We start from the raw sequence: 18,493 nt of genomic DNA, 5'->3' as shown, positions 1-18,493 counted from the left end.
CCAGATTAGACGGTTCGGCACACACACAACACCCTGTGCAGGAGCGAGCTCTGTGGCGAGGGGATTTATCCCCGTTGGACTGCGCAGCAGTCCCCTCTTTTTTGGGGCCGCTTTGCGACCCAACGGGGATAAATCCCCTCGCCACAGGGTTCCCTCTTACAGGAAATGGATTTTTGTATACATAAATTGTGTACACATAAAACAATCCTGATAATGTTGCCCCTGACACACGTTGGAGAAGTACCCGTGCTGATACTCAAACTGCTGGTGATTCCAGGCTTCCTGCTGCTGATCTCCCTGGCCGGCAAACGCTGGGGGCCGAGTGTGGCGGGCTGGTTGTCGGGGTTACCGGTGGTGGTCGGGCCGATCCTGTTCTTCCTGGCCATCGAACAGGGTGAACAGTTTGCCGCCCAATCGGCCCTGGCGGCGCTGTCGGCCATGTTCGCGATGATTGCTTTCTGCGTGACCTACGCGCAGGTCGCGCAACGAACCGGATGGCCGCTGGCGTTGACGATTTCGCTGCTGGTATGGGCCGCGGCTGCCGTGGTGCTGTCGTTGATTCCACCGTCGCTGGCAGTCTCGGTAATCGCCGCCGCGACAGCCCTTTTGGCTGCGCCCTTCCTGTTTCCGTCGGTACAACCGATCGTTTCCGGTCCGGCACCGAAGTCCGATAAATTGCTGCTGCGCATGGTGGCGGGCGCCCTGCTGACGCTGGCCGTTACGCTGCTTGCCAGCACCGTCGGCGACCGCTGGAGCGGGCTGCTCGCGGTGTTCCCGGTGTTGGGCAGCGTGATGGCGGTGTTTTCCCAGCAAACCCGTGGCCCTGCATTTACCGCCGCCTTGTTGCGGGCGACGGCCACCGGCATGTATTCGTTCTCGGCGTTCTGCCTGGTCCTGGCGCTGGCGTTGCCGAACATGGGGATGAGTGCATTTGCCCTCGGCGTAGCGGTGTCGTTGGCGATGCTGGGCGTGACCCGGCGCTTGCTGGCGCGTCCCGTCGCTCCGGTGGCGGCGGACGCTGGACGAACCGCGATCAAGCGCTAAGCTGCATCAGGTCATCGGGCAAGGAAGTCGCCCGTTCAACGACTGAAGGAACAGACATGGCCACGTCTCGCGTCCGTAGTGCCCACTCCGCCACGGCGGTCGGTGTGATCGCCATCTTCCTCTGGTCCTGCCTGGCGCTGTTGACCACCCTCACCGAAGGCCTGCCACCGTTTGAAGTACTGGCGCTGAGTTTTGCCGTGGCGTTTATCGCCAGCCTGGTCATTCTGGGTCGACGCGGGCTCTGCGGTTTCAACAGCTGGCGCCAGCCCTGGGCGGTATGGGCGACAGGGTTTGTCGGCATCTTCATTTATCACGCACTGTATTTTTTCGCGCTCAAGGCCGCACCAGCGGCCGAAGCCAGCCTGATCAACTACCTGTGGCCACTGTTGCTGGTCCTGCTCTCGGCCTTCGCCGGCGGCGAAAAGTTGCACAAGCGGCAAGTGCTCGGCGCCCTGCTGGGCCTGGCGGGTACGGCGTTCATCATGCAGCAGCGCGGCTCGGACACCACCGCCGCCATGCCAATCCCCGGTTACCTCGCAGCATTTGGCTGTGCTGTGATCTGGGCCGGTTATTCGGTGGTCAACCGACGGTTCAGCGAGGTGCCGAGCAGCATCATCGGCGGCATCTGCGGCATGTCGGCGTTGGGCGGACTGATCTGTCACCTCGCCTTCGAAACCACGGTATGGCCCGACGCAAGGCAATGGACCGCGATTGTCGTGATCGGACTGGGCCCTGCGGGGCTGGCGTTTTTTGCCTGGGACCACGCCACCAAACACGGCAGCCTGGCTACCCTGGGCGCGTTGTCCTACCTGGCACCGCTGATTTCCACCCTGCTACTGATCGTCGTCGGACGTAGCCATGCCAGCCCGATCCTGATGATCCCCGCGCTGCTGATCATTGCCGGCGCGGTGATTGCTACAGCGCAACCGACGCTCAAGGCCCCTGCAACACCTTCGATGGTTTCGCACGAGTAGCCCAACAACTCCGTACGTCAATCGAACAGGTTTCGCCCAACATCAGCCTCAGTTCACAACCCACTGATGACTGAGGCCTACACCATGAAATTCTTTTTCCATCCTTCACCCAACCCAATGAAAGTCGCCCTGCTGCTCGAAGAACTGCAAACGCCCTACGAGCTGATTGGCGTCGATACCTTCAAGGGTGAGCAACACCTGCCTGCTTTCCTGGCGATCAACCCGAACGCCAAGGTCCCAGCGCTGGTCGATGGCGACGCCACCGTCTTCGACTCCCAGGCCATCCTGCTGCACCTGGCACAAAAGCATCAACGCTTCCTGCCGACCACCGCTGCCGGCAATGCCGAACTGTTGTCGTGGCTGATGTTCATCGCCACCGGCCTGTCGCCGTTCTCCGGTCAGGCCGTGCACTTCCTGCATCACGCGCCGGAAGACCTGCCCTACGCGAAAAACCGCTATTTCAAGGAAGTCGAACGCCATTACCGCGTACTCGATCAGCGCCTGGCCGAACATCAGTATCTGGCCGGCGGCAACTACGGCATCGCCGACATGGCCCTCTGGGGCTGGGCCAACTACGCGCCGTACATCCTCGGCGAAAACGGTCTGGCGGCCTATCCGCACGTCAAGCGCCTGTTCGATGAAATCAGCGCCCGCCCGGCGGCCCAACGCGCCCTCGGCCTGAAGGAAAAACTGGTGCTGAAAGCCGAATTCGACGAAGAAACCCGCCGCAACCTGTTCCCGCAAAACCAGGCTCAATAAGCCGTTCCCGCCATCTGGAGGTGATGACATGAGTGATCAAGTCGCGTTTATCGTTTACCTGCCGGCCAAGCCCGAACGATTCACCGAAACCAGGGAACGCCTGCTGGATGTGGTGCACCAGATGTCCGCCGAACCGGACTTCGTCAACACCTGGGTGCACCAACTCCAGGAAGAACCGAACACCTTGGTGCTCTACGAAACCTGGAATTGCAGCAAGGAAGACTTCATCACCCGTCACCTGAGCAAGCCGTATCGCCAGGAATACGAGCGGTTGCTCCCGGAGTTGTTGGCCAGTGAACGCCGGATCGAGTTTCTGGAGGTGATCAAGCGTTATCCGGTGCGGCGGGAGGTGTGATTGCACGGCACGGATTTATCCTGAGCACGAGTCCGACAGGAGCATCGAAGCCGAAGAATCGCGGATTTATCCCACGCGTTTTTCAGGTTGGCCGTCGGAAGCATGAGGTTTAGCGTGATAAGGCAAGGGCGATTGGTGAGTCTGGCGCCCGGCAGGCTTGGCTTCATGCTTCAAGGACGGATCCATTGCGGGAGCAAAAAGCTGCTCAATAACTCCATTGCCCGGACAGCGTCATTTGACGTTATGATTGCGTCAAATGACGCATGGAGGTAATCGGTATGCCCGCAGTGACCGAGAAAAATAGCATCGCCCGAAAGCCGACTCAGGTGCTATTACGTGGCCGCAAAGGTGATACGCGCATGTTGATCATCCGATACACACAGGAAGGCTTTGACCTGAGTGACGTCAGGGACATGCTTTCCACTTCAACCCTGTACATGGAGTACGGCCTTGTTCAGCGCATCACGGGGAAATCCGTCAGAACAGTCCAGCGCTTGGCCAAGGAAACCAAACCGGTACGGCTGAACCAGCAGCAAAGTACCGTCGCCTTCCAGTATGCCCATGCCCTGGAGCACGCCACCAACGTGTTTGGCAATCAACAACTGGCTGAGGACTGGTTGAAGAAACCCTGCAAGTACCTGGACGGTAATATCCCGCTGGAGCTGATCGATAACGCCCTCGGTTTCCAGGTCGTCGAGGACTATTTGACCCGGATTGAACACGGGGTCTATCAATGAATCCTTTGCCCTGGGAAGGGAAATGGCACGCTTGGCGCCTTGATCGCGAGGTCTTCAAGAACACATGGGACAGTGGCATTGGTGCGCAACAGTCCGGTGGCCGCTGGAACCCTCCCGGACGCCGGGTTATCTACGCTTCGGCCGCCCCCTCCACGGCCATCCTGGAAGTGGCGGCCCACGCAGGCTTTGACGCCCTCGATGTGGTGCCTCACGTGCTGACGCGTTTCGAAGTACTGGATTCGTCGCTCATCAAGGTTGTCCAACCCGAAGACGTACCGAACCCGAACTGGCTCATCCCCTCTCTGCCTTCGCCGAATCAACAACAATTTGCGGATGGACTGCTGGCCGAGCATGCCTTTGTGCTCATCCCTTCTGCGGTAACACGTCATTCGTGGAATCTGCTGGTGAACTGCGATTTGGCCGCTGACAAGTTCAAGCTTGTTTCGCAGGAGCGTTTTGGGTTGGATACCCGGCTCATCAAGTAAGCAGCTCCAGGCAGATGGGCTGGAACCGTGAAAGCGACCGTCCGTTAGCCCACACTGGAATGCCCGCCAACCTCCATGGGATGATCGCCCCCCACCGCGCGACCCTCCCTGGAGTTTTTTGTATGTCACTGTTGAGTAAAAAAACCGTCGTCCTGCTGCTGGCGGCGGTCGCCACTTTGGGGGCTTTGAATGCGCAGGCCGCCAAGGCCCCGGCCAAGGACGCGGCATCGACGCAGAAAGTCTCGATGCTCGGCGGCAAGTTCACGTTCACCCTGCCCAAGGGCTTCGTCGCCAACCCGTTGCCCGCCGACCCCACCGGCGCAAGCGGTACCATGTACGCCAATGAAACCACCAAGACTGTAGTGATTGCTGCGGAAAACAACCTGCCGGAAGGCACCACGGTCAAGGACAACGACGGTGCGTTTCTCGATGGCACCGCGGCCGACTTCGACGCGGCACAACGCAAGGCCCTGCCGGACTACAACAAGCTCAGCGAAAAAAGCCTGACCCTGAAAAGTACCGGGCTGGGTGTGCGTCAGGTCGACAGCACCGCCAGCCAGGGTGGCGGCATGACCCTCAACACCACGCTGATGGCGGCGTCAGGCAACCGTATGACCGTGATTCAGGTCATCTCCCGCCCCGGCGACATGGCGGCCCACGAGACGCTGATCAAGCAGATCGTCAGCGGCAAGTAATCCTCAGGGGTTGAGGCGCTGCAACCAGGCGCTCAAATCCTGCATTTCTTCGGCACTGATGTTGTGACCGACGCCTTGGTAGGCATGAAACTCGGGCTCGAGTGAAATGCTCTGCAACAGGCTGTTGGCTTCGGTGCCGTCGCTGAAAGGCAGGCGCACATCCGCCGTGCCATGACCGATGAAAATCGCCAGCGACTGGCGTTTTTCATCCGGTTTCAATTCTGACCTGAGCACCGGCAGAATCCGCCCGCTCAGCGCAGCGATTCCGCCCACCGCCTCGGGATGCCGCAAGGCGACCTCGTAAGACATGATCGCCCCCTGACTGAACCCCACCAGATACACCCGGGCAGGTTCGGTGTGATATTTCTGCGCCGCTTGCGCGACGAAATCCAGCAGCAACTGGCCGCTGGACTTCAGATCATCGGTCTCACCGTTGTAGGCACCTTCGCCCTTCTTGCGAAACCACTGGTAGCTGCCCTCTTCCATCACCATCGGCGCCCGCACTGACAGGTAGGTGTATTGCGCAGGCAGTTCATCCTTGATGCCGAACAGATCCTGCTCGTTACTGCCGTAACCGTGAAGGAAAATCACCAGGGGCTGATCGCGGGACTCGGGGTTGGCCTGCTCCAGGTACTTGAGCGGCAGATCGGTTTGCAGCGGGGTTTGGGCGTGGACAGCGGCGGATGCCAGCAGCGTGAGCAGAGCGAGAAATTTCAACATAAGCCTTCCTTCACAGTGCGCAGGATTCGGGGCAGAGCCTAACACTGTGAAGCAGGCAGGGAAATTTCAGGTGAGGCTGACGGCCTCTTCGCGAGCAAGCCCGCTCCCACATTTGAAATGCAATCCCCTGTGGGAGCGAGCCTGCTCGCGAAGAGGCCAGGTGAGGCACCGCAACTTCCAAAGTCAGTCGTTTATCAACTTCCCAACCCGAATCGGCTCACGCCCCGCCACTTTCGCCTGCCAGGTCCCCGGCTGCGTATAGCGCCCACGGTCAATGGCAAACAGCACGCCACTGGTTCCCGCCCGCACGGTGGTGACCTTGTCGTTCAACGGGTCGACCACTTCAAACAGTGCATCGCCCTTCTCCACCCACTCACCGGCCTCGCGCAGGAAACTGACCACGCCGTGATGGGGGGCAAACAGGTATTCGGTGCCTTCGAACGGCATGCCCTCGCAGCATTCGCCCGGCGCCGCCGGCCAGGTGCCCTTGATGAAACCTTGCTCGGCCAGAAAGCCCAGAATCGCCTCGCAATTGGCTTGAGCCTGATCGACCCGGGTGTCTCCCATGCTGCCCAGTTCCAGTGTGGTCGCCAGGTTGGCCGGTGGAATCGCGGCGTCGGGGAATGCCCTGGCCAGGCGCAACCAGGGCGAGGAACAGGACTCATCGAAAGAGCTGCCACCGGAATCCTCACACAGCAACGCCACGCCAGCCTTTAAACGGGCCGCCAGGGATTGCCACTGCGACCAGTGCTGCGGCAAGGCGTAAATGTGGATCGCCGCGTCGAAGTCGCAATGCAGATCGAGGGTGATATCCGCGTCGCAGGCGTGGCGCAGCAACAGGCGGTGCATCGCTTCCAGCTGTGAAGCCGGAGCCGGCAAACCGTCAAGTACCTGGCCCATGGTCTGGCGGATCAGCGAGATGTTGGCCTCGGCATCGGCGCCCAGACGATCACCTATCAACTGCGCCACGGGAGCGCTGAGCTCTACAAATGCGCGGTTGAAGTTCTTTCCACTGCCCAATTCGAAGCGACCCATGTGACTGCCTTGCAGATGCTGATCAAGACCGATGGGGTTGGCCACCGGCACCAGCTCGATCACACCTTGCAGTTGCCCCTGGCTTTCCAGCTCGGTCAGGCGCTTCTTCAACTCCCAGGCTGTGCGCATGCCCGGCAGTTCATCGGCGTGCAGGCTGGCCTGGATGTAGACCTTGCGAGTGCCTGCGCCGTATCGAAACACACTGAGGGTGCGCTCGGTACCGAGGTGACTCCAGGGCAGTGGATGGTCAATGCGTTGCATGGGAAGACTCCAATGTAAGGAACACTGAGATCACCTGTGGGAGCGGGCTTGCCCGCGATGAGGCCGGCACTTTCAACATTGATGTTGCCTGACACAACGCCATCGCGGGCAAGCCCGCTCCCACAGGTTTCTCACTTCATAGAAAGTAAGCATAAAAAAAGTGGCCACCGCGTCAACGGGGCCACTTTTTTCTACGGTGTATTAATGACCGTAGACGTCAAAGTTGAAGTACTTGTCCTGCACTTGCTTGTACTTGCCATTGGCGCGGATTTCGGTGATGGCGGTGTTGAATTTGTCCGCCAGCTCTTTATCGCCCTTGCGTACAGCGATACCGGCACCGCCGCCGAAGTACTTGGCGTCTTCATAGGTCGGGCCTACGAACGCGAAGCCTTTGCCCGCGTCGGTCTTCAGGAAACCGTCGTCCAGGTTGACCGAGTCGGCCAGCAGTGCGTCAACACGACCGGAGACCATGTCCAGGTTGGCTTCCTGCTGGGAGCCGTAACGCACCAGCTCGATGCCGGCCGGCACCAGCACTTCAGTGGCGAAGCGGTCGTGAGTACTGGCGCGCAGCACACCGACTTTCTTGCCCTTGAGTTCGGTCAGCGGGTCCTTGATGTCGGTGCCTTCCTTCATCACGAAGCGCGCCGGCGTGTGGTAGTACTTGATGGTGAAATCGACGTTCTTCTTGCGGTCATCGGTGATGGTCATGGACGACAGGATGGCGTCGATTTTCTTGACCTTCAGCGCCGGGATCAGGCCGTCGAATTCTTGCTCGACCCAGGTGCACTTCACTTTCATCTGCTCGCACAGCGCGTCGCCGATGTCGACGTCGAAACCGGTGAGTTTGCCGTCAGGGGTTTTCATCGAGAATGGCGGGTAACCGGCTTCGATACCGATGCGGATCGGCTTGGCGTCTTCAGCCACGGCGGTCAGGGACAACATCGACAGTGCCAGGGCACCGAACATCACTAGCTTCTTCATTTATAACTCCTGTGTGCGGAGGCTTTTATTGGCAGCTCGATTGGCAGCTTTCAGTCGTTCGCTTATGGCGGACAAGGACCGAAGAGGCGGGCAGTCTAGAGCGGCTGATGCGGGGCAAATTGTTTCGGCGCGACAAATTCTTATAGAAAATGGCCAAACATCCGACGGTGAATCCACCATGCTCCAGCACGGTGCAAGGACTGTCGGATAATGCCCACCCACCTGCCCACTCATGAGAAGCCTGATGTCCGAGTTGAACCTGATCCAGCACCACCCTGCCGAGGGTCCGGGTGCTATTGCCGACTGGGCCGCCTCCCGTGAGGTGAAGCTGAATGTTTTTCGTGCCGACCTTGGCCAGTTACCCCCTGTCAGCGCGGCACCCGCGATTCTCTTGGGCGGCCCTTATGAGTCCAACGCCGGGCCGGCATGGCTGGAAGCCGAACGCCAATGGCTGGCGGGCAGTCTGGGGCAAGGTGCGCCGGTGTTCGCCATTTGCCTCGGTGCGCAATTGCTGGCCCTGAGCCTGGGCGGCAACGTGCGGCGCATGGCGCAAAGCGAAACGGGCTGGACCACCGTGAACTTCATCGATGGCCAGCGTTTGAAGGTGCTGGAGTGGCACGAAGACGCCATCGACCTGCCGCCGCAGGCGCAATTACTGGCCAGCACCGAGCAGTGTGAACAGCAGATGTACTGCGTCGGGCCGACGCGGGTCGGCTTGCAGTTTCATCCGGAGTGGAATGCCGAGTCGGTGGCCGTGTTGAATCAGCATTTTGCCGACGAATCGCCGTTGCCTCGGGATCCCCAGGACAGCGTCGCCCATGCTGCGGTTTTTGAGTGGTTGCAGGCGACGCTGGATGAGTGGTGGGCGGCGTCAGCAGTTCGCTGAACTCACGGCATTCACCTTTGTGGCGAGGGGATTCAGCGAATCGTCGCACCACCCCGTTGGACTGCGTAGCAGTCCCATTTTTTGGGGCCGCTTCGCAGCCCAGCGGGGATGAATCCCCTCGCCACAGTGGATCAGAGGTGCCTGTAGGTCAGCATTCGCAACCGACCACAGCACTCGCCGGCCGCTGCACCGCCACACTCAACTCAAACCCTTCATCCAGCCAACCGGTCACGCCGCCGATCATCTCCTTGACCGGATAACCCAGCGCCGCCAGCTTCACGGCCGCCTTGTTCGCGCCGTTGCAGTGCGGGCCAGCGCAATAAACCACGAACAGGCTGCTTTTCGGGTAGCCCGCAAGACCTTCGGCAGTCAAAAGTCGGCCCGGAATATTGATCGCGCCGGGCACATGGCCGCGCTCGAACGCCAACGGGCCACGCACGTCCACCAGAACAAAATCGATTTCGCCGGCCTGTTGGCTGCCATAGACATCGGAGCAGTCGGTTTCGAAGGTCAGGCGGTTGCTGAAGTGCATGAGGGCGATAGCCGAGGGGGCGGCGGGAATTTCGCGGACCAGGCTGGTCATGGGCAGTGCTCCAGAGTGTCAGTGGGTATGAACAGACTTTATCCGCCTGCCACTTGCCGCTACAGTGGCGCACAAGACACTCACCGGGAATTTTCCGCCAAATGCAACCTGCCCCTGGATTGGTCGCGATTCTGGCCTACGACGGCCTCTGTACCTTCGAGTTCGGCATCGCCGTGGAGATCTTCGGCCTGGCGCGGCCGGAATTCGATTTTCCCTGGTATGAACATCAAATTGTCGCCGTCGATCAAGGCCCGATGCGCGCCATGGGCGGTATCCATGTGTTGGCCGATGGCGGCCTGGAGCTGCTGGCCCAAGCCCGGACCATCATTATTCCCGGCTGGCGCGACCGCAATGCCGCCGTGCCCGAGGCGTTGCTGATTGCCCTGCGTCAGGCCCATGCCCGAGGTGCGCGGTTGTTGTCGATCTGCTCTGGAGTGTTCGTGCTGGCCGCCACCGGGCTGCTCAATGGTCACGGCGCCACCACGCACTGGCGCTACACCACGGAGCTGGCCGAACGTTTTCCGGACATTCTGGTGGACCCGGATGTGTTGTATGTCGACTCGGGCCAGTTGATCACCTCGGCCGGCAGCGCGGCGGGCATCGATGCCTGCCTGCATCTGGTGGCGCGGGATTTCGGCACGCAAGTGGCCAACGCCGTGGCGCGGCGCCTGGTGATGTCGCCACAACGCACCGGTGGCCAGGCGCAGTTCATTCCAACGCCGGTCAGCCCTACACCTCGCAGCGATCTTTCCCGCGTCATGCAGTGGGCACGGGAGCGTCTGCACGAACCGCTGGAGGTCCGCGACCTGGCCAGCGAAGCGGCCATGAGCGAGCGCACGTTCCTGCGGCGTTTCAGCGAAGCCAGCGGCCAGTCGCCCAAGACGTGGTTGCAACACGAACGCCTGGGCCGCGCTCGCGAACTGCTGGAAAGTACGAATCAAAACACCGAGCAGATTGCCGGGCAGTGTGGTTATCGGTCGGTGGAAAGTTTTCGAGTGGCCTTTCGCAGTGTGGTCGGGGTGCCGCCGTCGGTGTATCGGGAACGGTTTGGGCGTGGGGTCAAGGCCATTTCTTGAGTTATCTGGGCAGGCCCCTTCGCGAGCAGGCTCGCTCCCACATTTGAAACGCGTTTCCCTGTGGGAGCGAGCCTGCTCGCGAAGGCGTCTGGCCGGACAACCCATTTCTCAAGGCCTGCGCAACAGATAGGTATCCATGATCCACCCATTGGCCAACCGCGCCGCCTTGCGAGCCCGCTCAATTTCATCCGCCACATCCTTGAGCTTGCCGCTGATCAGGATCTCATCCGGCGTCCCCAGGTACGCACCCCAGAAAATCTCGGTGTCCCGGTCCGCCACCTGATGGTAGGCATCCTGCGCATCGAGCATCACCACCAGGCTATCGGCATCGCTCACCTGCCCCGCTGCCAGGCGCCGGCCGGTGGTGATCTCCACCGCGCGACCAATCTGATTGAGCGCTACCTTGTGCTGCGCCGCCAACGCCTGGACGCTGGTGATACCGGGGATCACCTCAAACTCGAAAGCACAGGCGCCTGACACGAGAATCGCCTGCAGGATGCGAAGGGTGCTGTCGTACAACGCCGGGTCGCCCCACACCAGGAACCCGCCGCACTGGTCGTCTGATAGTTCTTCGTTGATCAGCCGTTCGAAGGTTCGCTGCTTGGCCAGGTTCAGATCATCGACACTCGTTGTGTAGTCCACATCGCCACGCTCGCGCTCCGGACTGTGCGCTTCGACAAAGCGGTAGTCCCGATCGGTGATGTAGCGCTCGCAGATTTCCCGGCGCAGATCGATCAGTTTGCCCTTGCTCTGGCCCTTGTCCATGAGGAAAAACACGTCGACCCGATTCAAGGCTTTCACCGCCTGCATCGTGATGTAGTCGGGATTGCCGGCGCCGATGCCGATGACCAGAAGTTTTTTCATCACAGCGTTCCTTCGGGCTCAATGCCCGACAAGCGCAGCCGCCAGCAACCATTGAACCTCAGTTCGATGGCCGACAACGGCTCGACATCAATCAGGTTGAAGGCAGAAGCGCGCAACACGCTCGTCAGCGCGGCCCGGATGATAAAGGGATGGGTCACAGCAACGACATGCCCGGGTGTCGCTTCCAGCGTCGCCAGCCACGCGGCCACTCGTTCAACGACTTGCGTCACTGATTCGCCACCGTGGGGAGCCGAACCCGGATCGGCGAGCCAGGTGTCGAGCCGTTCGGGTTCGGTTTTTTGCAGGTCGTTGATGCGTGCCCCGTTCCAGCGACCGAAATCGCAATCCCTGAGTGCCGGAACAATTTCCACAGTGTCGCCAAAGAGTTCAGCGGTTTGCCGGGTCCGCAGTTCCGGAGCGCACATCAGCCTGGGTGAACCCTTGAATAGAGTACTGCGCGAGCCCCTCGCCGATTGCCAATCCATCTCCAAGGGCTCATTCGTAGGAAAACGCGCCAATTTCTGTGCGACGGTTCGAGCGTGGCAGATCAGGGTCAAACGGGTCGCCTGCACGAAATTTCTCTCTGTTGATAGACGGGAAAAACGGCGTCTGGCCGTCGAATTTGGCTCAATTGTGCCGTAACTCGACTGATGGCGGGCGTTTCGCGTGAGCGAATGTTGTTGACCGGTTCAGGCCTTTCATCGCGCAACAGAAGCCATTTCCGACATCTCTATGGGCCATGCCCTACAAGGCCGATCGACATCGGCGTAGCCTTCGACGCAAGGGTATTCATCCCGCTGAGCGGGCGCCCGGAACGGCGCGAAAATTAACTAGACATGTAATACGCGTTAAATAAATACTGGTTTCAACGGACTATCGACACCCCCCATCCAGCAGGAGCCCGGATGCCTCATTCAGTGACCCGACCGACGATCCTGACCTGGACCTTGCACCGTCCGAACGCAAAGCCATGCGCACCTCGAAAACCCTGTGCCCATTACACGACCCGGGCGGGGTATCACGTGTGGCCATGTAACGAAAACAACTGAAAAAAAGAGTGGCGCCTGACAAGGCCGCCGCCGCGACAACGCGTGGAAACCGACAGTGATAGTCAGGTCAGGTGCCAGTCACCGGATCCTTGATACAGGAGTGCATCCCATGCTGGTCTTGCGTCCAGTGCAGTTAACCGACCTGCCCCAGTTGCAGCGGCTCGCCCGCCAAAGCATGGTGGGCGTCACGTCCTTGCCGGACGACAGCGAACGCCTGCGCGATAAAGTTCTCGATTCCTGCACCTCGTTCGAGCAACACGTGCAAAGCCCCGGCCCGGAGAACTACTTCTTCGTGCTGGAAGACCTGGCGACCCAATGCCTGGTGGGGTGCTCGGAAATCCTTGCCACCGCCGGCTTCAGCGAACCGTTCTACAGCCTGCGCAACCGCCATTTCAACAGTGCTTCGCGAGAGCTGAACATCGAGCACGACGTGCCGGCGCTGTCGGTGTGCCAGGACCTCAGTAGCCACACCCTGCTGCGGGGATTCCACATCGATGCCACGCTGGAGCGCACCGTATTCTCGGAATTATTGTCACGGGCACGGCTGCTGTTCATTGCGGCCCATGCCCGACGGTTTTCCGATGCGGTGATCACCGAGATCGTCGGCTACAGCAGCGATGAGGGCCACTCGCCGTTCTGGGATGCGGTGGGCAAACACTTCTTCGACCTGCCCTATGTCGAGGCTGAACGGCTGTGCGGCCTGGAAAGCCGGACCTTTCTCGCCGAATTGATGCCGCAATACCCGATCTACGTGCCGATGCTGCCCCAGGCCGCACAGGACTGTATCGGCCGCATCCACCCCGATGGCCAGGAGGCCTTCGATATCCTTGAGCGCGAGGGGTTCGAAACAAACAGCTATGTCGACCTGTTCGATGGCGGCCCGACCCTGTTTGCACGCACCGGCAATATCCGTTCAATTGCCCGCAGCCATAGCACCCTGGCCAGTCCTGGTTCCTCCATCGACGCCCGCGGCCGCTATCTGGTGAGTAATGATTCGCTGGAAAATTATCGCGCCATCGTCGCAGACCTGGACTACGTCGCCGGGCAACCGGCGACCCTGGACGCCCGCATGTGCGCGGCGCTGAAGGTGAGCGAAGGCAGCCCGATCCGGTTGATTGCCTTGTGAGCATCAACCGACGCGATGCCGAACGACAACGCCCGAACTGGCGCGAAAAAGGAGCTGCAGCATGATTGTCCGTCCGGTTCAGGTCACCGACCTGCCCGCCTTGCTCGCCCTGGTCCGGCAGGCGGGCCGTGGATTGACCAACCTGCCGGCCAATGAAGAACGGCTGACCCATCGTCTGCGCTGGGCGAAAAGGACGTTTGCCGAACAGGTAGAACGTGCCGATGCCGACTACCTGTTCGTGCTCGAAGACGATGATCAGCAAGTGATCGGCGTCAGCGCCCTGACCGGGGCCGTCGGCCTGCGCGAACCCTGGTACAACTACCGGGTCGGGCTGACAGTCAACTCATCGGAGGATCTGGGCATTCGGCGGCACATCCCGACCTTGTTCCTGAACAATGAAATGACCGGTCAATCGGAACTCTGCTCGCTGTTTCTGCGCCCCGATCAGCGCTTGGGCGGTCACGGTCGCTTACTGTCCCTGGGGCGCCTGTTGTTTGTAGCGGAGTTTCCGCATCTGTTCGGCGACAAGCTCATTGCCGAACTGCGCGGCAGTGCCGACGAGCATGGCTGCTCACCCTTCTGGGACAGCGTGGGCCGACACTTTTTCAAAATGGATTTCAGCCATGCCGATCACTTGTCGTGGCTGGGTCACAAGTCGTTCATCGCCGAACTGATGCCACGCCAGCCGCTTTACACCTGCTTGCTCACTGAACAAGCCCAAGCCGTGATCGGCAAGCCGCATACCAATAGCGAACCGGCGCTGAAAATCCTCACCAGCGAGGGTTTTGCCCACCAGGGTTACATCGACATCTTCGACGCCGGCCCGGTCATCGAAGCCCCGGTGTCGAACATCCGCACCGTGCGCGACAGTCAATTGCTGGCGCTGTCCATCGGCACTCCGGACGAACACGCGCCGATGTGGCTGATCCACAACCGTCGCCTGGAAAACTGCCGCATCACCACCGCCCCGGCACGGCGGGTTGGCGATTGCCTGATCGTCGACCGTCTCATCGCCAAACGCCTGCAACTGCAACCGGGCGATTCCGTCCGTTGCATTGAATTGCGCCATCAACAGCAGCAGTCGGTGGCGGCGTAATCACCGGTCCCCTTCTTTGTCGCCGGGCTTTGCACCGACGAATTGTCAGGCGCCAACCGCAGGAACGATCCGCCGTCAGCGGAACAAAAGGCAGTAATCACGGTAAATTCGTCATCATTCCCTACCTTCGCCCGTGATAGCCTCTAACACTTTCGGCGTTGACACTTTTGCTCAAGCCCTTCCATTTCCATTGGTGGAACTCATATGTCCAGGCTGTCTCATCAAGATTTGCGCCGCAATTTTCGTCAATTGTTCGCTTCCAACACCTGCTACCACACCGCATCGGTCTTCGACCCGATGTCGGCCCGCATCGCCGCCGATCTGGGGTTCGAAGTAGGCATTCTCGGCGGCTCGGTTGCCTCGTTGCAGGTACTGGCCGCCCCTGATTTTGCCTTGATCACCCTCAGTGAGTTCGCCGAACAGGCCACCCGTATCGGCCGTGTCGCCCAATTGCCGGTAATTGCGGACGCCGACCATGGCTACGGCAACGCGCTCAATGTCATGCGCACCATCGTCGAACTCGAACGGGCCGGCGTCGCAGCCCTGACGATCGAAGACACCTTGCTGCCGGCGCAATTCGGCCGCAAATCCACCGACCTGATCACCGTTGCCGAAGGCGTCGGCAAGATTCGCGCGGCACTGGAAGCCCGATGCGATTCGGAAATGGCCATCATCGCCCGCACCCACGCGGGCATTCTGCCGGTCCAGGAAATCATCAGCCGCACCAAGCAGTACCAGGCCGCCGGCGCGGACGGCATCTGCATGGTGGGGGTGAAGGATTTCGATCATCTGGAACAGATCGCCGAGCACCTGAGCGTGCCGCTGATGCTGGTGACCTACGGCAACCCGTTGCTGCGCGATGACAAACGCCTGGCCGAACTGGGCGTGCGCATCGTGATCGACGGCCACGGCGCCTACTTCGCCGCGATCAAGGCGACCTACGACAGCCTGCGCGAACAACGGCAGATCTTCACCCAGGCTTCGGACCTGAACGCCACCGAACTGACCCATACCTACACCCAGCCGGAGGCATACATCCGTTGGGCGGAGGAGTTCATGAGCGTCAAGGAATGAGTATTCTCTGATTTCGGCTCCTGAAGTTACTTGTGATTCGGCCGGTAGACGCAATGTCACCGGCAGGGTTGCAAGGAATCCTGTGCCGAATGGATAGTTCCCACCAACAAATACGCACATCAAAACAAACACAAACACTTAATAACAACTCCAGAGTTGATATTAAATATCGCCCCCTCTAACCTCGAAACCGTTAAATAACATAATTATTTAACCCTAAAACAAACAACACCCATGCATTACCCAAACTTACATACCGGGCGATACACGCCCACCCACAAACAAGGAAGTACTTATGAAAACCACCTACAACTGGCAAAACACTGATCTATTACGCGCTCAAGTAAAAGTCATCACCACACCGACAAAATCCAATATTGAAACCTCCTGCAACGGCGTGGATCTTCGCTACAACATAGGAAACATCCACGAAATCAAAAAATCCTGGAATATACCCACCAAGAACTAATGCCTTATAGCGATCAACGGATCTGTAAATCAGACAGAATGAGGCCGTGATGCAAAAGACAGACAAGAACTGGTCCAAAACACCACTCTTTCACGCAGAAAAAAACATCATTTTTGCGTCGACCGTGAAACACCACGACATGAACTGTTGGGGAAGTACACCCCGCCTCAATGTCGGCAACCTTCACGAAATCAAGCGCTACTGGCAGTTGAGCGAGATGCTCGAACCTGCCTAGCAGCACTCTTCCCATCTGTTAGATAGACGTCAGTGGCCGCAATACTCAGCCTCTGACGTCTACTTACATCTAACTGACTTGATAAGTGAAATCACATCCCGACAACCAAATAACTTCACTTCTTAAATACCCGCCCCGCCACGTTATTAAAAACCTTAAAAGCAAAGGCGAACTTTTCATGATAAAAAACCTGCTTAACCCTGACTTGACTCCCTCACAAATCATCAACAGCATTAAAAAACTGAATATGAGTATCGAAGTGAAAAACCTGGCAAATCAGTTACCCAAGCAAACAGCGCACACTACTGATTCATTTCATCATGCTGAAATCATGAAGCTGACCAACACCCATACTGGAACACTCACATTACACTGCAACCAACATGGCAACATCAGCCTCAAGGTACCTGACCATGCACCGACGCCTGGACAACTCTATTCCATACCCGGAAAAAGTGTTTTATTTGCGATCAACGCAGGATCGTTTCCCATTCAACTTTACGAACTTGAAGATGAACATCTGACTCGCGGAGAGCGGGTCATCGTCGATGCCAGCAACCCGTTGCTCATCGACGGCACGCAGCAACTGTTCGACAGTAATGTGAATGGCACTGGGCACTTCGCATTTATCGGCAGTCTCAACTTTCCTGACAAGAACGCCGACATTTACGTCTTCGATCGCGTGTCATTGCAAAAAACTGCCTGGTTCCCCCATCACGACAGCGCTGCCCGCTATCTGGTCAGCCTGGAGTTACTGGAGGCCGCCCAAGACCCCGGAGCAGGCAAAGTGGCTGAAGAACTGATTTATCACTTTCACCCCGCCGTCGCATGGAAGGCGTTCCAGATGATTCATCGGGTAAATCCCGCAACAGCACTGGGTTATGCGCCTCTTTTAAGAAACCTGCAAAACACTCGACTCAATGACCTGCTGGATCAACACGTGGGGGAAATGGCATGAAATTGGCCACCTTTGTTGAACGCATGGACACGTACGACCTCCACCAGGACAAATCACGCATTATCGCGGACCTGCGCGAACTCGCTACCAATAGAACATTGCTGAGCGAGCACCTTTACAACACCCTTCAACGTGACGGGTACAGCACCAAAAACAGCTTGTATAACGCCTACGCCTTTGTGCTGCATTACTCGGAAACCTACAGCGTTCGCCTCGGTTTCTGGGCTCCGGTGTCCAGCCAGGACGAAAGCGAGACGTTCATCTACCACTTGAACCACACCCACGATTTCGAGATTTTCGCGGTGGGCTACAGCGGCGATGGCTACACCACCGTCAAGCGCAAAATCCTTGATCAGACGCCATTACGCGCCGGCATCCGCCCGCCTTTGGGTGAAGAAACAACGCTTAAACTCGCCCAAGGCGAAGTGATGCACATGCAACCCTACTACGAAGTGCATCGGCAACTGCCCCCTCGGAACATGTCTGCTTCTCTCAGCCTGATCATTCATGCGCCGCCAACGACCGGTGCCCAAGCCTGGTGTTTTGACGAAGACTTCAGGCCTACGTATCCCGGCATCGCAACGCAGGAGGTAGCGTTTTACGAACACGCGCTGTCATTGCTGGGTGTGGAGTAGCTTTGAACTGGAGAAAGGCACGTTGGCGTCCCGATATGAAAAGTATTCATCACCCTGCCTGCCCCCGAAACAACGCGTCAGGTTATGACGGTGTAATCCGACCTGACCCCTGCTTTCAAACTCCGTTAAACCGTCGCCGGGAACCCCTCATCCCGCTGCAATGCCCTCCGCCTGAATTACATCCCGCATTGCGCACGGCAGTTGCTCGCTGATCCCCTGTGGAAGCGGGCTTGCCCGCGAAGGCGGAGGCACATTCAAACCAGATGTTGCCTGACTTACCGTTTTCGCGGTCAAGCCCGCTCCCACAGGAGACTGCGTACATCCACCAAACAGGTCGAGTGTCAGCTCGCCTCGGCTGCTTTTGATCTGCCCGCCCCTTCGGAAGGCTGAGTGGAG

At 58.9% G+C, this 18,493-nt stretch carries 22 protein-coding genes; 16 read left to right on the top strand and 6 right to left on the bottom strand.

Annotated elements, in window-relative coordinates; all coding sequences use genetic code 11:
• The first annotated feature begins 246 nt into the window (after positions 1-246).
• The 7 genes from HNQ83_RS24930 (at position 247) to HNQ83_RS24900 (ending at position 5,049) form a co-directional block, all read left to right on the top strand.
• Positions 247-1,044, top strand: a complete 798-nt coding sequence (locus tag HNQ83_RS24930) for a hypothetical protein (RefSeq protein WP_175391418.1) — start codon at positions 247-249, stop codon at positions 1,042-1,044.
• A gap of 56 nt (positions 1,045-1,100) precedes the next feature.
• Complete coding sequence (locus HNQ83_RS24925) at positions 1,101-2,018, top strand: DMT family transporter (protein WP_175391417.1); 918 nt, start codon at positions 1,101-1,103, stop codon at positions 2,016-2,018.
• 84 nt (positions 2,019-2,102) lie between these two features.
• Complete coding sequence (locus HNQ83_RS24920; protein WP_175391416.1) at positions 2,103-2,777, top strand: glutathione S-transferase family protein; 675 nt, start codon at positions 2,103-2,105, stop codon at positions 2,775-2,777.
• Positions 2,778-2,805: 28 nt separating this feature from the next.
• Positions 2,806-3,132, top strand: coding sequence for a putative quinol monooxygenase (locus tag HNQ83_RS24915; RefSeq protein ID WP_175391415.1), 327 nt, complete (start codon positions 2,806-2,808; stop codon positions 3,130-3,132).
• A gap of 263 nt (positions 3,133-3,395) precedes the next feature.
• Entirely contained in the window at positions 3,396-3,869 is a 474-nt protein-coding gene (locus tag HNQ83_RS24910; RefSeq protein WP_372241931.1) for an antitoxin Xre/MbcA/ParS toxin-binding domain-containing protein, read from the top strand.
• Positions 3,866-4,354, top strand: coding sequence for an RES family NAD+ phosphorylase (locus HNQ83_RS24905; protein WP_175391413.1), 489 nt, complete (start codon positions 3,866-3,868; stop codon positions 4,352-4,354). Before HNQ83_RS24910 ends, HNQ83_RS24905 begins: the two co-directional genes overlap by 4 nt.
• A gap of 122 nt (positions 4,355-4,476) precedes the next feature.
• Positions 4,477-5,049, top strand: coding sequence for a hypothetical protein (locus tag HNQ83_RS24900; RefSeq protein WP_175391412.1), 573 nt, complete (start codon positions 4,477-4,479; stop codon positions 5,047-5,049).
• 3 nt (positions 5,050-5,052) lie between these two features.
• Here HNQ83_RS24900 and HNQ83_RS24895 read toward each other — a convergent pair whose 3' ends face one another.
• The 3 genes from HNQ83_RS24895 to HNQ83_RS24885 all read right to left on the bottom strand — a co-directional run bounded on the left by HNQ83_RS24895 (position 5,053) and on the right by HNQ83_RS24885 (position 8,046).
• Positions 5,053-5,769, bottom strand: coding sequence for an alpha/beta hydrolase (locus HNQ83_RS24895; protein ID WP_175391411.1), 717 nt, complete (start codon positions 5,767-5,769; stop codon positions 5,053-5,055).
• 183 nt (positions 5,770-5,952) lie between these two features.
• Complete coding sequence (locus HNQ83_RS24890; RefSeq protein WP_175391410.1) at positions 5,953-7,065, bottom strand: succinylglutamate desuccinylase/aspartoacylase family protein; 1,113 nt, start codon at positions 7,063-7,065, stop codon at positions 5,953-5,955.
• A 201-nt stretch (positions 7,066-7,266) separates the two neighbouring features.
• Positions 7,267-8,046 (bottom strand): ABC transporter substrate-binding protein, encoded by a 780-nt coding sequence (locus HNQ83_RS24885; RefSeq protein WP_175391409.1) that lies wholly within the window; start codon positions 8,044-8,046, stop codon positions 7,267-7,269.
• A gap of 244 nt (positions 8,047-8,290) precedes the next feature.
• On the opposite strand from HNQ83_RS24885, the gene HNQ83_RS24880 reads away from it, so the two are divergent.
• Positions 8,291-8,932, top strand: a complete 642-nt coding sequence (locus HNQ83_RS24880) for a type 1 glutamine amidotransferase (RefSeq protein ID WP_175391408.1) — start codon at positions 8,291-8,293, stop codon at positions 8,930-8,932.
• Positions 8,933-9,080: 148 nt separating this feature from the next.
• On the opposite strand, the gene HNQ83_RS24875 is transcribed toward HNQ83_RS24880, so the two are convergent.
• Positions 9,081-9,515, bottom strand: coding sequence for a rhodanese-like domain-containing protein (locus HNQ83_RS24875; protein ID WP_175391407.1), 435 nt, complete (start codon positions 9,513-9,515; stop codon positions 9,081-9,083).
• Between the two features lie 101 nt (positions 9,516-9,616).
• Between HNQ83_RS24875 and ftrA the strand changes: the two genes are divergently transcribed.
• Positions 9,617-10,591, top strand: coding sequence for a transcriptional regulator FtrA (ftrA, locus tag HNQ83_RS24870; RefSeq protein WP_175391406.1), 975 nt, complete (start codon positions 9,617-9,619; stop codon positions 10,589-10,591).
• Positions 10,592-10,699: 108 nt separating this feature from the next.
• On the opposite strand, the gene cobF is transcribed toward ftrA, so the two are convergent.
• Both cobF and HNQ83_RS24860 read right to left on the bottom strand, forming a co-directional pair.
• Positions 10,700-11,455: a precorrin-6A synthase (deacetylating) gene (gene cobF / locus HNQ83_RS24865; protein WP_175391405.1), complete on the bottom strand. Its 756-nt coding sequence runs from the start codon at positions 11,453-11,455 to the stop codon at positions 10,700-10,702.
• Positions 11,455-12,027: a histidine phosphatase family protein gene (locus HNQ83_RS24860; protein WP_175391404.1), complete on the bottom strand. Its 573-nt coding sequence runs from the start codon at positions 12,025-12,027 to the stop codon at positions 11,455-11,457. Before HNQ83_RS24860 ends, cobF begins: the two co-directional genes overlap by 1 nt.
• Before the next feature lie 586 nt (positions 12,028-12,613).
• Here HNQ83_RS24860 and HNQ83_RS24855 point away from each other — a divergent pair.
• From HNQ83_RS24855 to HNQ83_RS24825, 7 genes are all read left to right on the top strand, one after another.
• Entirely contained in the window at positions 12,614-13,630 is a 1,017-nt protein-coding gene (locus tag HNQ83_RS24855) for an arginine N-succinyltransferase (protein ID WP_175391403.1), read from the top strand.
• Between the two features lie 61 nt (positions 13,631-13,691).
• On the top strand, positions 13,692-14,726 hold the full coding sequence (gene astA / locus HNQ83_RS24850; RefSeq protein WP_175391402.1) for an arginine N-succinyltransferase: 1,035 nt from the start codon (positions 13,692-13,694) through the stop codon (positions 14,724-14,726).
• A 204-nt stretch (positions 14,727-14,930) separates the two neighbouring features.
• Entirely contained in the window at positions 14,931-15,800 is an 870-nt protein-coding gene (locus HNQ83_RS24845) for an oxaloacetate decarboxylase (protein ID WP_175391401.1), read from the top strand.
• A 295-nt stretch (positions 15,801-16,095) separates the two neighbouring features.
• Positions 16,096-16,269 carry a hypothetical protein gene (locus tag HNQ83_RS24840; protein ID WP_175391400.1) on the top strand — a complete coding sequence of 58 codons (174 nt, stop codon included), beginning with the start codon at positions 16,096-16,098 and terminating at the stop codon, positions 16,267-16,269.
• Positions 16,270-16,318: 49 nt separating this feature from the next.
• Positions 16,319-16,504 carry a hypothetical protein gene (locus tag HNQ83_RS24835; RefSeq protein WP_175391399.1) on the top strand — a complete coding sequence of 62 codons (186 nt, stop codon included), beginning with the start codon at positions 16,319-16,321 and terminating at the stop codon, positions 16,502-16,504.
• 178 nt (positions 16,505-16,682) lie between these two features.
• The gene (locus HNQ83_RS24830) at positions 16,683-17,462 is read left to right on the top strand and encodes a hypothetical protein (RefSeq protein WP_175391398.1); all 780 of its coding nucleotides are present in this window, start codon (positions 16,683-16,685) and stop codon (positions 17,460-17,462) included.
• The gene (locus tag HNQ83_RS24825) at positions 17,459-18,097 is read left to right on the top strand and encodes a transposase (RefSeq protein ID WP_175391397.1); all 639 of its coding nucleotides are present in this window, start codon (positions 17,459-17,461) and stop codon (positions 18,095-18,097) included. The genes HNQ83_RS24830 and HNQ83_RS24825 overlap by 4 nt, the downstream gene beginning before the upstream one ends.
• Positions 18,098-18,493: the final 396 nt, after the last annotated feature.

It is taken from the genome of Pseudomonas sp. C2B4 (assembly GCF_013359695.1).
Classification (GTDB): Bacteria; Pseudomonadota; Gammaproteobacteria; order Pseudomonadales; family Pseudomonadaceae; genus Aquipseudomonas.
Note: the sequence above shows the minus strand (reverse complement) of the source record. Positions and strands in the feature narration are given on the sequence as shown.